This is a genomic window from Ideonella sp. (genome assembly GCF_044358605.1).
Taxonomy (GTDB): domain Bacteria; phylum Pseudomonadota; class Gammaproteobacteria; order Burkholderiales; family Burkholderiaceae_C; genus Ideonella.
The window spans coordinates 32,568-46,009 of record NZ_JBIKNQ010000009.1; the positions used below are offsets into that span (position 1 = coordinate 32,568).

General features: G+C 62.8%; 12 protein-coding genes. 1 reads left to right on the forward strand and 11 read right to left on the reverse strand.

The annotated features are described in order from the left end of the window. Positions 1-1,947 (forward strand): polysaccharide biosynthesis protein, encoded by a 1,947-nt coding sequence (locus ACIQ3Q_RS05025; RefSeq protein ID WP_396267901.1) that lies wholly within the window; start codon positions 1-3, stop codon positions 1,945-1,947. A 23-nt stretch (positions 1,948-1,970) separates the two neighbouring features. Here the strand turns inward: ACIQ3Q_RS05025 and ACIQ3Q_RS05030 are convergent, their stop codons facing one another. Genes ACIQ3Q_RS05030 through ACIQ3Q_RS05080 form a run of 11 tightly spaced genes read right to left on the reverse strand, consistent with a single transcriptional unit; the run spans position 1,971 to position 13,377 of the window. Beyond that, the gene (locus ACIQ3Q_RS05030) at positions 1,971-3,401 is read right to left on the reverse strand and encodes a sugar transferase (protein ID WP_396267902.1); all 1,431 of its coding nucleotides are present in this window, start codon (positions 3,399-3,401) and stop codon (positions 1,971-1,973) included. Further along, positions 3,395-4,579 carry a DegT/DnrJ/EryC1/StrS family aminotransferase gene (locus tag ACIQ3Q_RS05035; protein WP_396267903.1) on the reverse strand — a complete coding sequence of 395 codons (1,185 nt, stop codon included), beginning with the start codon at positions 4,577-4,579 and terminating at the stop codon, positions 3,395-3,397. Before ACIQ3Q_RS05035 ends, ACIQ3Q_RS05030 begins: the two co-directional genes overlap by 7 nt. Further along, positions 4,576-5,265 carry a class I SAM-dependent methyltransferase gene (locus ACIQ3Q_RS05040; RefSeq protein WP_396267904.1) on the reverse strand — a complete coding sequence of 230 codons (690 nt, stop codon included), beginning with the start codon at positions 5,263-5,265 and terminating at the stop codon, positions 4,576-4,578. The genes ACIQ3Q_RS05035 and ACIQ3Q_RS05040 overlap by 4 nt, the downstream gene beginning before the upstream one ends. Next, positions 5,262-6,479 (reverse strand): glycosyltransferase family 4 protein, encoded by a 1,218-nt coding sequence (locus ACIQ3Q_RS05045; RefSeq protein WP_396267905.1) that lies wholly within the window; start codon positions 6,477-6,479, stop codon positions 5,262-5,264. Before ACIQ3Q_RS05045 ends, ACIQ3Q_RS05040 begins: the two co-directional genes overlap by 4 nt. Next, on the reverse strand, positions 6,476-7,543 hold the full coding sequence (locus tag ACIQ3Q_RS05050) for a glycosyltransferase (RefSeq protein WP_396267906.1): 1,068 nt from the start codon (positions 7,541-7,543) through the stop codon (positions 6,476-6,478). The genes ACIQ3Q_RS05045 and ACIQ3Q_RS05050 overlap by 4 nt, the downstream gene beginning before the upstream one ends. A 2-nt stretch (positions 7,544-7,545) precedes the next feature. Beyond that, the gene (locus ACIQ3Q_RS05055) at positions 7,546-8,175 is read right to left on the reverse strand and encodes an acyltransferase (RefSeq protein WP_396267907.1); all 630 of its coding nucleotides are present in this window, start codon (positions 8,173-8,175) and stop codon (positions 7,546-7,548) included. Next, a complete protein-coding gene (locus ACIQ3Q_RS05060) occupies positions 8,172-9,431 on the reverse strand; it encodes a lipopolysaccharide biosynthesis protein (RefSeq protein ID WP_396267908.1) in 1,260 nt (419 codons plus the stop codon). Before ACIQ3Q_RS05060 ends, ACIQ3Q_RS05055 begins: the two co-directional genes overlap by 4 nt. After that, positions 9,424-10,524 carry a DegT/DnrJ/EryC1/StrS family aminotransferase gene (locus ACIQ3Q_RS05065; protein ID WP_396267909.1) on the reverse strand — a complete coding sequence of 367 codons (1,101 nt, stop codon included), beginning with the start codon at positions 10,522-10,524 and terminating at the stop codon, positions 9,424-9,426. The genes ACIQ3Q_RS05060 and ACIQ3Q_RS05065 overlap by 8 nt, the downstream gene beginning before the upstream one ends. A 1-nt stretch (position 10,525) precedes the next feature. Further along, positions 10,526-11,110, reverse strand: a complete 585-nt coding sequence (locus ACIQ3Q_RS05070; protein WP_396267910.1) for an acyltransferase — start codon at positions 11,108-11,110, stop codon at positions 10,526-10,528. Beyond that, entirely contained in the window at positions 11,107-12,054 is a 948-nt protein-coding gene (locus ACIQ3Q_RS05075; protein ID WP_396267911.1) for a Gfo/Idh/MocA family oxidoreductase, read from the reverse strand. Before ACIQ3Q_RS05075 ends, ACIQ3Q_RS05070 begins: the two co-directional genes overlap by 4 nt. 27 nt (positions 12,055-12,081) lie before the next feature. Then, entirely contained in the window at positions 12,082-13,377 is a 1,296-nt protein-coding gene (locus ACIQ3Q_RS05080) for a nucleotide sugar dehydrogenase (protein WP_396267912.1), read from the reverse strand. Between the last annotated feature and the right edge of the window lie 65 nt (positions 13,378-13,442).

Here is a 13,442-nt window from a genome sequence, read left to right on the forward strand (position 1 = left end):
ATGTCATTGGAAGAAGTTTCGCGTCTCCTACTTGCTCTCCCTCGGGCGGTTAAACGATTATTGGCCATCTTGGTCGATGCTAGTTTGTGCGTGAGCACCGTTTGGTTCACGTTCTCTTTGCTGGCCGAAAAGTGGGTCGCAATTGATCAAACCGTCGTGCTGGCGATGGCCATCTCCTGCTTCATCGCACTTCCAATCTTCATTCGATTGGGCCTGTATCGCGCCATTTTCCGTTTCTCAGGCTCCAATGCATTGTTGAGGGTTGCCGTCTCTGTACTGATTTACGGCGTCCTCTATGCGGGGCTGTTCTCTGTCGTGGGGTTCCTCGGCATCGCACGCTCATTTGGGATTGTTCAACCGTTGCTCTTGCTGGTCGCCGTTGTGGGGGTTCGCTCCTTGGCTCACTATTGGCTGGGACAGCGATACCTCTACAAGATAGGCAAAGGTGACCTGCCTCAAGTCGCCATTTATGGAGCCGGTGCTGCGGGTCGCCAGTTGGCAGCAGCGCTGGGGCGAGCGACACACGAAAGCCGACTGGTGGCCTACATCGATGATGACCGCAGTTTGCGCGGTCATAGTGTGGATGGCTGCAAAGTGTTCCATCCTGACGACTTGCAGCAACTTATAGAAGAGTTGGACGTCACAGATGTGCTGCTGGCCGTCCCGTCCATCACCCGAACGCGGCGTAATGAGATTTTGAGCCTCTTGCGTCAGTTCCCTCTTCATGTACGAACTGTGCCTGGGCTCTATGACCTCGCCCAGCGAAAAGTGGAACTGAGCGATGTCCAAGAACTGGACGTTGAGGATCTCTTAGGGCGGGAGGCCGTTGCCCCCGACAGCAAGCTACTGAACCAAAACATCCGTGGTCACGTCGTGGTGGTCACTGGCTCAGGCGGCAGTATTGGAAGTGAGCTTTGCAGACAAATTCTGCGCTGTCAGCCAAGCAAGCTCCTGTTGGTTGAGTTGAGCGAGTTTGCTCTCTATCAAATCCACCGAGACCTGCAAAGCATGCAAACGGAGAGCGCTGAGCTTGCATCCGTCGAGTTGATTCCATTGCTTGCCTCGGTTCAAAACACAGCGCGCATGAGTGCCATCATGCGGACATGGCAGCCCCACACGGTCTACCACGCTGCGGCCTATAAGCACGTCCCTTTGGTCGAGCACAACCCAGCAGAAGGTATTCGCAACAATGTGTGGGGCACTTGGTCTTGCGCTCAAGCAGCGATGCAAAGCGGGGTGAAGAATTTCGTCTTGATCAGTACGGACAAAGCCGTGCGTCCGACCAACATCATGGGTGCCAGTAAACGCTTGGCAGAAATGATTCTCCAGGCGATGGCGGCTCAAAATGCCAGAGCGACTCAATCGGCATCCACTACTTTCTCTATGGTGCGATTTGGCAATGTATTGGGCTCATCAGGCTCCGTCGTGCCCTTGTTCAGAGAACAAATTCGCAAAGGTGGCCCCATCACCTTGACGCATCAGGAGATCACTCGCTTTTTCATGACCATTCCGGAAGCCGCTCAGCTTGTGATTCAAGCGGGGGCCATGGGGATTGGCGGAGATGTCTTTGTGCTGGACATGGGCCATCCCGTCAAGATCATTGATTTGGCACGGCGTATGGTCGAGCTGTCAGGCCTCTCGCTGAAAGGCCCGGAGAGGCCCGATGGTGACATCGAGGTTCAAGTCACGGGACTGCGGCCGGGAGAAAAGCTTTACGAAGAGCTGCTCATCGGCGACAACCCCAAGCCGACCCAACACCCACGGATCATGAAGGCCCACGAAGACTTTTGGGAGTGGGGACGACTCGGGCCGGTGTTGCAGTCACTCGATGAGGCTCTCTCACTCAATGATGTGCCCAGAATCCGTCAGTTTCTCAGTGAGCTGGTGTCTGGCTATCAACCCAGCAGTGATGTTGTGGATTGGGTCCATTTGGAGGAGCATCGCTGAGCCTCCATCCCTGCGACTCTTTGTCACTCCAATGTCGCTGGAGTGCCTACTGTATTGAGGTCCTCTGAGGTCGGCACGGTCATGACGGTCAATCCCAATTCAATGGCCTGAGCCGTCAGCGCCTTAGCCAGCTGTTCATTGTCTCCATCCAGAGCGATGATGGCATGTGTCGCCTTGTAGGTTAAGGCGGGGTCACGAAGCTTCGAAAATCCCCCTTCCACTCTGACGCCACTGATGCGAGTGCCATGCATATGCGCATCCTCAGCCAAAGCCATCAAGACGAACCAACCGTCACGGCGATGTAGGCCTGCAATCAGTCTTCGCGCCGTGGTCCCGGCGCCTAGCACCACGGCATAGCGGGTGTCGTCCAACTCACCTGAGGAAACTGACTCCGCATGCTCTTGGATCATGCGATACAAGGCGCGCATCCAAACCAAGCCAAAGAGCACGAAAAATGGATGCAGCACCAGCACAGCCCGAGCTACCCCAACCAACTGCGCCATCAGAATTGCGACCGCACTGATGAGACCAGCAGCAGAACAGGCCAGTACCAAGCGCCTGAAGTCGTCGAAGGCAAAGTATCGCCACATGGATCTGCGTACTCCGCTCACTTGCAGGCAAACCAGATACACCGCCACCACACCTAACGAGACATAGTCGTCATACCAGGGACGGCCAGGCTGCCAGCGCTCAAAGCCTAAGCGAAACAGATAGGTCAAGTGCCATGTGGCCAATACCATCGCCCCATCGAGTACAAGCGCCAAGCCGGACCGGAACTCGTGCGCTTGCTCAGTCAGTGCTGAGACGGTTCGCCAGAAATGTCGATGTCGCATCAGGTTTCTCAATGCCTTCAAAGATTTTTCCGAGACAAAGATAGTCTTGACCGTGAGGCCTAGTATCTTGAGGTCTCCAGCCAGCGAAGCGTGGTCGACATAGTTGACTGACACTCGCAGTTTATGGGGCAATACTTGGTCTACATAGGCCTTTTCTGGGTCTTGGGCGCGGGCCAAGAGGTCGTTTTCATCCTTGAACAAGATGGAGGCGAAATCGGTGATGCCTGGGCGCACGCTGAGCACTCTGTCCTTCTGCTCTTGCGTATATACGGCGACATACCGAGGCACCTCGGGTCTTGGCCCGACCAAGCTCATGGTCCCGCGAAGCACATCGAACAGTTGCGCTAACTCATCAATCTTGTAGCGCCGCAACACGCCGCCAACGCGGGTAATGCGGCTATCCCCAGCCACAGTCAGTTGAGGCCCAGCGGCTGAGGACACCGACATTGTCCTGAACTTGAATATTCTGAAGCTCTTGCCGTAGCGCCCTACCCGCTCCTGTCGGAAGAAGATAGGCCCGGGTGAATCAAGCTTGATTGCGATCGCTACGATCACAAACACTGGCGACAGCAGCACCAAGCCCAACAAGGCACCTGCGATGTCAACGAGACGCTTCAACACGGCATATCGCCCTTCGCAAGCGCGTCTGCGAGTGCAGAAGAAACGCGCGACACATCCTCAAGGGTCATGCTCGAATAAATAGGCAAGCTGATCATGCGCTCAAATGCATGCTGGCTGGCTGGATAGTCCTCCGCCTTCAAAGCGTAACGGTGTCTCCAATAGGGGTGCAGATGCAATGGAATGTAGTGCACAGAGCATCCGATCCCCAATCTGAACAGATGATCTATCACTGCATCCCGCTGCGCTACGCCCTCAGTGCTCAAGCGGACAACAAAGAGATGCCAGGAATGAACATCTTGGTCAGCGGCACAAGGCGGAAGAATCAGCGGTAAGCCCGTAAGGGCTCGCCGATACCCTTCCGCCAAGCGGGCACGTTTGGCTTGAAAAGCACGCGCCCGCTTGAGCTGATGAATCCCCAGCGCCGCCGCGATGTCCGTCAGGTTGTACTTGAACCCCGGCGCCACGATCTCGTAGTACCAACTGGGCACTTTGGCAGTGAATCGGTCAAAGGCGTCGCGGTTGATGCCGTGTAGGCGCATGACCTTGGCGCGGGCGGCCAAGTCTGCGTTGCGGGTGACCAGCATGCCGCCTTCACCGGTGGTGATGGTCTTGTTGGCATAGAAACTGAACACCGTGGCGTCGCTGGCCAAGGTGCCGATCATCTGGCCGGCATGCGTGGTGGGCAGGGCGTGGGCGGCGTCTTCCACCACCTTCAGGCCGTGGCGCTGGGCGATGTCCAAGATGGCCGTCATGTCGGCCGCCAGGCCCGCATAGTGCACGGGGATGATGCACTTGGTGCGTGGCGTGATGGCGGCTTCGATGGCCGCGGGTGAGATGTTCAGCGTGGCGGGGTCAATGTCCACCAGCTTCACGTCGGCCCCCAAATAACGCACCACTTCAGCGGTGGCGGTGAAGGTGTGGGTGGTGGTGATGACCTCGTCACCCGGCCCGATGTTCAAAGCTTCGAGCCCCAGGTGCAGGCCGGCCGTGGCGGAGTTGACGGCAATGCAGTGCAGGGACTCATCGCCCAAGAAGGCGGCAAAGTCAGCCTCAAAGCGCTTGGCCTTGGGGCCTGTGGTCACCCAGCCCGAGCGCAGGGTGTCCACCACTTCGGCGATTTCTTCCTCCCCGATTTCGGGCAGGGCAAAGGGCAGGAAGGGGAGCTTGTCGGTACTCATGACTTTTGAATCCAGACCAGCCGGTGCGAACGCAGCAGCGGCAAGGCATTGAAGAGGTGATAAAGCGAAGGATGCAGGCGGCAGACGCGGCGCGCAATCGGCGGCGCCAAGGTCAGGCGCTGGGCCTTCAGGCGCCCTTGCGGGAACAAAGCCTGCACACGGCTGAGCGGCACGCCGCGCACATCGCGGTTGCGTGGATTGTCCATGCAGAAGTCATACCAGAGCACCGCGCCACCCGGCTTGAGCCACTGCCACATGGCTTGGGCGAGGCGCTCTTGGGTCTCGTCTTGCAGCAGCGAGGAGAACACCGTGGCTTGGAAAACGATGTCCTGGCTGGCGGGCGCTATGCCCAACGCAGAGGCATCACCCGCCAAGAGCTGTACCGCCTCAGGCAGCACCTCACGCGCGGTGGCCAGGCGCTCAGGCAGCAACTCGCAACCGGTCAGATGCGCTGGCATGAAGCCCGCACGCAAAAACTCCAGCAAGTTGCCCCCAGCGCCGCAGCCCACTTCCACCAGGCGCAGCGGTGCCACATCGTGCCAGCCCCGCTCGCCAAGGCCTTGCAGGATGGCGCGCTGCCGCTCTTGCACCAGTTGCCACACATCGGGCTGCAGCAGGCTGTAGCGGCTCATGCCGGCTTCGCGCCGGGCATAGCGCTGGGCCATGTGCTGGAGGTCGTCACTCATTGGCAAGCCTCCACAAAGCGCTGCGCCAAGACCGGGTAGGTGTGGTGCGCCTGCACAAAAGCACGGCCCCGCTGGCCCATGGCTTGCCGCTCAGCCGGGCTGCAGGCCAACAACTGCTGCATTGCTGAGGCAATGGCCGGCACATCGTCCGGCGCCGTGGTCAAGCCGGCACCCGCCTCGGCCACCGGGTCATTGCCTGCCTCCACCGCATGCAGCACGGGCACACCGGCCATCATGTAGTCCATCAGCTTGTTGGGCGCAATGCCAAAGCGGTAGATGGGCACGCGCTGCCAGCCGATGTAGGCCACATCCAGCGCGGCCAAGAAGCTGGGAATCTGACCCTTAGGGATGGGGCCACACCAATGCACTTTGCTTAAGGCCTCGGCCTGGATGCGGGCCACCAGGCGCTCGCGCTCATGGCCGTCACCCACCCACACAAACTGGATGGGTGCGTCGCGCAGTTGCGCGGCCACATCCAGCAAAGTGTCCAAGGCATTGGGCAAGCCCATGGAGCCGGCATAGCCCACCACGGCGTCGCCCGCAGCGCGGGCCTGGGCCAACACGGCCGCCACCGCAGGCGACAGGGCCTCGGGTGCTGCGGCCCAATCATCGGGGGAGATGCCGTTGGGCACGATGTGCAGCTTGCGCAGGTCCAGCCCGCGCGAGGCCATGTAGTCGTGCACTTTGGGCAGCATCGAGACCACCACATCGGCATCGCGGTAGGCGGTCTTCTCAGCCCAGCCACACAGCAGCGCAAAAGGGTGATGGGGCGACATGCCTGAGAGCTCAATGGGCGAGAGCGGCCAGAGGTCATGCACCTCAAAAACCAGCTTGGCCTTGGCCATGCGCGTCAAGCGGCGGGCCACCCAAATGTCCATGGGATAGGTGCTGGAGGCAATGACCACCTGTGGCGCCACCTCGGCCACGATGCGTTCACTGGCCGCCCACAGCGCCTGCTGAAACGCCCAGATGTTCTTCACCCGCCCCAGGCCATTGCCCTGGTAAGGCGGAGACGCAAACCACTCGTACTCGATGCCGTCGATCAACTCGACGCCCAACTGCTGCGGCTGCCGCGAGCGGACATGCGAAAAGTCGGCTGCCAATGTGCGCACGCGGTGACCGGCACGTACCCATTCGCGCGCCAGGTAGTAAGGCCGGTACTCCATGCCGTGGCGTGGCGAGCCCGCATAGTGGTTGAGATAGAGGATGTTCATTTCAGGGCTTGCAATCGCTGCACATAGCTCGCCACGGCTTGGGGGAACAGCGCATGCTCGGCCACCCAGCGGTGCAGTCCCAGGCTGATCTCATCCCCTCGCAGCGCCAAGGGCTGCAGTTGGCTCGGCGACAGCACAGCCCCCGCGCCCAAGATCAGCCCATTGACACCGTCTTGCACCAGCTCTCGGTTGGCCGGCAGATCTGACAGGATCGGAATGGCGCCGTAGGCCATGGCCTCCAGCACCGAGACTGAGACCGAGTCGCTCTGCGGCAGACTCAGATACCAGCGTGCTTGCGCATAGAAGCGGGCTTGTTCCGCTGCAGACAGCCGCCCCACAAACTGCACGCGCTCCCCCAGCCCAGCCTGGGTGGCCTGGGCTTGCAGGGCCGTGGCCAGAGAGCCGCTGTTGGCTACCACCAAGCGGGCTTCGGGCCACTGCGCAGCCAGTTGGGCAAACACGGCCAGCACCCGCTCAGGCGCATAGATGGGCTCCAAGCCCCGGTTGGCAAAGAACAAAGCCTCGTCCCTTTGACCAGGCATGGGGGCTGGGGGCATCAGCTCCAGCCCAAAGGGAAAGGTCATCACCTCGCCCGCCCCCAAGGCCTGCATGCGCAAGGTCATGTGGGCCGAATCACTGGTGGACAAGGCACAGGCCCGCAGCACCCGCCCGGTGACCCAACGCATCAGCGCACTGCCCTGCGGCGTCACCAAAATGTCCGACCCCCAGGCCGAGCCCACCATGCGGGCTTTGACGCCACAGCGCAAGGCCAGCCAGGCCAGCGTGCCGTGGGAGCTGAGGTAATGCGGCGCCAGCCAATCCGGCTGGGCGGCTTTGAGCCAACGCACCACCGTGGGCAAGGCGCGCAGCAGGCCCACATTGCCGCCTTCAAAGTTCGGCTGCGTGCCCAAGGCCAGGCGCTGGGCGCTGGGGATGATCTCGTCAAAGCCCGGCGCAAAGCCCCGGCTAGAAAGTGCCCACAAATCGACCTGCCCCCGCAAGGCGCGGGCCCACTTCAGCAGGTGCGGGCTGTCGCCATCGCCCATCAAAACCAGCCGCAACATACTCAGCGCGACCCTGCGTCGCTCAAGGGTCCGGCCCAGGCTTCGCGCAGCGGTGCCAGGTCAGGGTAGCGCTGCAAGAGCCGCTCGTCAGCATGGCGGGTGTCGCCCACGATGCGCGCGGGCCGACCTTCCAGGATCGCAAAGTCCGGGTAGTCGCCGCGCACAAAGCTGCCCGCACACACCAGCGTGCCCTTGCCCAAGCGCGTGTTGGCCTCGATCAGCGAATGCGGGCCGATGAAACTGTAGGCGCCAATGTGGATGGGCCCGGCAATCCAGCCAGGGCGCGAGCCCAGGTGCGCCGGCCACTCGGTATAGCCCTCGCCCAGCAGGCGCAGTGCCCGGTGCGAGCTGTGCGTCACCAGGCTGCAATGGCTGGTGATCTGCACCCCTTCGCCCAATGCAATGCCGCCACTGGCCTCCAGAAAATTGAAGGGGCCGATGTAGACGTGGTCCGCTAGGCTCAGGTGCTCGCGGTGCTCGATACACGCAGCGGGCGAAATGCGCGTGAAGGGTCTCAAGGCCGCATCAGGCCCGCCCGAGCGCTCGCCAAACACCATGCGGTAGGCCCACGGGTGCCAGCACCAGCGGCGCACACGGTTGAGCCAAGCTCTGAAAGCAGTGGAGATCTTCACGGGGCCGATTGTCCGCCACTCGCGGCCTGCCCAGGCCAATGCAGCAGCCGCCAAAAGTAATAGCCAAAGTAAGCGCCCATGGCCAGAGACACCGCCCAGCCAGCGCCCACCAGCCCACCCCAGGCCAAGCCCAGCGCCAGCGCTGCCGCAAACAAGACCTGCCCTACCAAGGCCAGCTTCAGCGCCCAGGCCTGCCCGCCCCAAGCCATGGTGACCACGCCCAAGGGCGAGGCCACAAAGTGCAGCCCGATATAAGGAGCCAAGGCCCGAGCCAATTCGCCCGCCGGGCGCCAGGGTGCGCCAAACGCCGCTTCAAAGCCCCAAGGGGCGGCCAGCATCAACAGCAGCGTCAGCCCCAAGCCCAGCCCGCCCAGCAACAACATGACCTGCCGCAGCGCGGCGCGGGCATGCGCAGAATCCCCAGCCGCCGCCAGCTTGGGGTACAGCGCCTGAGACACGGCCCCGCCCACCAAGCTGGCCGGGGCCTTGAGGTAGCGCAGTGCCAGCCCCCAGAAGCCTGCGGCCGCCGGGCCCAGGCTGGCTGCCACCAGCGCCAGCGCCAGCGTGTCTTGCAAGGCCCCCGCAAAGGCGTGGGGGGTGTTGAGCAGCGGAAAGTCTCGGTGCCAACGCGCCACCTCACGCCAAGCCGGGCCGCCTGCGGGCCAACTCAGGCCCAGGGGCAGGCGCAGGCACAGCATGGCCAAAAGCGCCGCGGCGATGGGCGCCGCGATCAGCCCTTGCACACCCCAACCCGCCCAGCCTGCCGCCACCTGCGCCAAGGCCGCGCCGCCGTACTGCAGCACCCGCGCGGTGGCCAAGGCGGCAAAGGCCTGGGCCCGCGTGGCCCACAGCGTGGCCAGAGACAGCGCCCCGGCCACCGCCACCGCCAAAGGCAGCCAAGCGACCCAATGCCCGGCGCCGACCCACCACCACCCCACGGCGCCCAGCCCACTCAGGACGGCGCAGGCCAGCAGCAGGCGCAGGCACAAGACGCGCAGGGTGTTTGCCTCGGTGTCATCTTGCGCCATGGGCAGCGCAAACTCATAGCGCGCGCAGGCCACCACCGCCACATTGGCAGCCACGGCGGCAAAGAGGTGGTAGAGCCCAAACTCCATGGGGCTGAAGAGCCTCGTCAGCAGGGGCCCGAGCAACAGGGGCAGGGCTTGGGCGGCAGCGCCACCGGCCAGCAGGGTCAGGCTGGCTCGGCCCAAGCCCCTAAAGCTCTGGCTGCTGCCCGGTGAAGGCGTGTCAGGCACGCGGCCCCACCACGGCGGCCAGTGCAGCCACCACCTGGTCTTGGTCGGCCTCGCTCAAGTCCGGGCTCATGGGCAAGCTCATCACCCGCTGGGCCAGGTGTTCGGCTACGGGGCAGCCGCCCGCTGGCGCATAGGCTTGGTAGGCCACCTGCTGGTGCAAAGGCTTGGGGTAATGCACGGCAGTGGGCACGCCAGCGGCCTGCAGCGCAGCCTGCACTTCAGCTCGGCCCTCGACCAGCACGGTGTACTGGCCCCACACGCAGTCCCGATCAGGCCGCACAGTGATCAGGCCCACGTTCAAGCCCGCCAAGCGCTGGTGGTAGCACGCCCCCAAGGCATGGCGGCGGGCCAACTCCCACTCCAGGCGCGGCAGCTTGGCCAGCACCACGGCGCACTGCAAGGTGTCCATGCGGCCGCCCACGCCCACGCGGGTGTGGGTGTAGCGAGCGCTTTGGCCGTGCACGCGAATTTCCCGGGCGGCCTGGGCCAACTCGGCATCATTGGTGAACAGCGCACCGCCGTCGCCATAGCAGCCCAGCGGTTTGCTCGGGAAGAAGCTGGTGGCCCCCCAGGTGCTCAAGGCCCCGCTGCGCTGGCCTTGATACAGCGCGCCAAAGCTCTGTGCCGCGTCCTCGATCACCGGCAGACCGTGGGCTTGGGCGATGTCATTGATTTCGGCCATGTCGGCCACTTGGCCATACAGGCTGACCGGCATGATGGCTCGGGTGCGGGGGGTGATGGCGGCGGCCACTTGGCGCGCATCCAGGTTGGCGGTGTCGGGCTCCACATCCACAAACACGGGCACCCCGCCCAGCAACACAATCACTTCAGCGGTGGCAGCAAAGGTGAAGGGGCTGGTGATGACCTCATCACCCGGCTTCAGGCCCAGGCTCATCAAGGCGATCAGCAGGGCCTCGGTGCCGCTGGCCACGGTGACGCAGTGCTGCACGCCCACCCATTGGGCCAGGGCCGCTTCCAACTGCGCCACCTCCGGGCCCATGATGTATTGGCCGTGGTCCAGCACGCGGTGAATGGCGGCGTCGATGTCGGTCTTGAGGGCCGAGTACTGGGCTTTGAGGTCGATGAATTGCATGTCAGGCGATCAGGGTCAGATGGCCGCCGCTGAGGCGGTAGCGCTCGCCGGTGGCCGGGCAGGTGGCCTCGGCGCCGTCCCCGGCCTTGACCGGCAGCGCCAGCTTCTCGCCGTGGCGGCTCATCCAGCCGATCTGCCGCGCCGGCACACCGGCCATCAAGGCATGGGCGGGCACGTCTTTGGTGATCACCGCACCCGCGCCCACAAACGCATAGGCGCCGATGGTGCTGCCACACACAATGGTGCAGTTAGCCCCCAAGGTGGCACCTTGGCACACCAAAGTGCGGCGGTATTCGTGTTTGCGCACCACCGTGGCCCGAGGGTTGTGCACATTGGTGAACACCGCGCTGGGGCCAACGAACACGCCGTCCTCCAGGGTCACGGCGTCATACACCGAGACATTGTTCTGGATCTTGACGCCGTCGCCGATGCACACCTCATTGCCGACAAACACGTTCTGGCCCAGCGAGCAAGCCGCGCCAATGCGGGCACCACTGCAGACGTGGCTGAAATGCCAAACCTTGGTGTCGGCACCGAGTTGCGCGCCCTCATCCACCACCGAGCTGGGGTGCACCCAGGCCGTCATGGCTGTGCGGCCCGCACAAAGGGATGGGCATCAGCACCCGGGGCCGTCAAGCCCATCTGCCGCAGCGCCTCGACCGTTTCCACGCAATGGCGAGCATCTGCCAAACCGTAGCCACGCCCCTGCAAAATCTCGCGGTAGCTGACCGTGTGCAGATCGGTGAAGCCCTCCGAAAACTCCAGTTGCTCGCCCGAGATATCAATGCTGCGGAAGGTGGTCTTCTTGCCTTGAACCTCTGGGGGCAAGTCACCCGCATCGATGGAGAGGAACCATCGCACACGGGCGCGTTCGTACTCCAAATAGCCTGCGGCTTTGGATTCGTTGCGCAGGTGGACTTGGCTGTGCTGCAAGCTGCCAAAAATGAAGTGCAACATGTCGAAGAAATGCACCCCAATATTGGTGGCCACACCAAAGGACTTGCGCGGGTCCCCCTTCCAGCTCTCGTGATACCACTTGCCGCGCGAGGTGATGTAGGTGAGCTCCACATCAAACTTGCGGTCAGCGGGCGCCTGCTGCACCTTGTGGCGCAAAGCGAGGATCGCCTCGTGATGGCGCAGTTGCAGGATGTTGAAGACACGGCGCCCTGTTTCACCTTCAATGCGAGCCAATTCATCCAGCAGCGCCACGGTGGGCACCAAGGGCTTCTCGCAAATCGCATCGCAGCCCAAGCGCAGGCCCGCGGCAATGTGCGGATGGTGCAAGTGGTTTGGGCTGCAAACACTGACCACATCCAGCGCGGTGCTGGGGTCGCGGCGCAAGACCTGCGCATGCTCATAGAAGCGCTCAAACTCGGTGAAGAACTCAGCCTGCGGAGCGATGGAGTCGATGATGCCCACCGAGTCATTCACGTCAAAAGCCACGGCCAACTCATGGCCCAGGTCTTTGATGGCGCGCATATGGCGGGGGGCGATGTAGCCGGCGGCGCCGATCAGTGCGAATTTGCTCATGGGGCGAAAGAAGATTGGACTTGAGATTCAGAGGCGGAACACATGGAAGCCGGCGTCCGCCAAATCTTGCCGGTCGTACAGCGCTTTGACATCGGCCAGCACCGGCTGGGTGCCGCGCACCAAGGCTTTCAGCTCACTCACCCCCAGCGCACGGTACTCGCGGTGGGCGACGGCCACCACCAGGGCATCAAAGGGGGCTTCGTCCTCCAGCCGCGCCAGCGCAATGCCGTACTCGTGTTGCACCTCGGCGGCATCGGCGTGTGGGTCGACCACCACCACCGTGGTGCCGTGGTCTTGCAACTCACGGATCAGGTCGATCACCTTGGAATTGCGGGTGTCGGGGCAGTTTTCCTTGAAGGTCATGCCCAGCACGCCCACACGGCAACGCGGCACATCTAAGCCTTGCTGCAGCATGCGCTTGATGGTGTTGCGGGCCACATAGCGGCCCATGTTGTCGTTGATGCGCCGCCCGGCCAAGATGACCTGCGGGATGTAGCCCAACTGCTCAGCTTTGTAGGTCAGGTAATAAGGGTCGACGCCAATGCAATGACCGCCCACCAGTCCGGGCCTGAAAGGCAGGAAGTTCCACTTGGTGGACGCGGCGGCGATGACTTCGGCGGTGTCGATGCCCATGCGAGCAAACACCACCGACAACTCATTCATCAAGGCGATGTTGAGGTCGCGCTGGGTGTTCTCAATCACCTTGGCGGCTTCAGCCACCTTGATGCTGGAGGCTTTGTGCACCCCGGCCGTCACCACCGAGGCATAGACCGCAGCGACAGTCTCCAGGGTGGCTGCATCGCAGCCCGAGACGATCTTCTGGATGGTCTCGAAACGGTGCTCGCGGTCACCGGGGTTGATGCGCTCGGGGCTGTAGCCGGTGAAGAAGTCGACGCCATGACGCAGGCCCGAGACCTGCTCCAGCACTGGCACGCAGTCTTCCTCGGTGGCGCCAGGATAGACGGTGGACTCATAGACCACGATGTCGCCGCGCTTCAAGGCCTGGCCCACGGTGCGCGAGGCCGCGACCAAGGGAGAAAGATCGGGCTTGTTAGCACTGTCCACCGGCGTGGGCACCGCAACGATGAAGAAGTTGGCCTCACGCAGCACCGCCACGTCTGCCGTGTAGCGCACCTGGGCTTGCGCCAACTCGACCGCAGTGACTTCGTCGGTGCGGTCATGGCCCGCCTGCAGCTCCGCAATACGGGCGCCGTGAATGTCAAAGCCAATCACCGGCGCCTCGGGCGCGGCCTTGCGCCCAAACGCGACGGCCACAGGCAGGCCCACATAGCCCAAGCCGACGACAGCGACCAAACGTTGCATGAGTGTTCCCACAGCCCTCGCATCAACAAGGACTGTCCAGCCAAAAGGGATTGATTTTAGGAGTG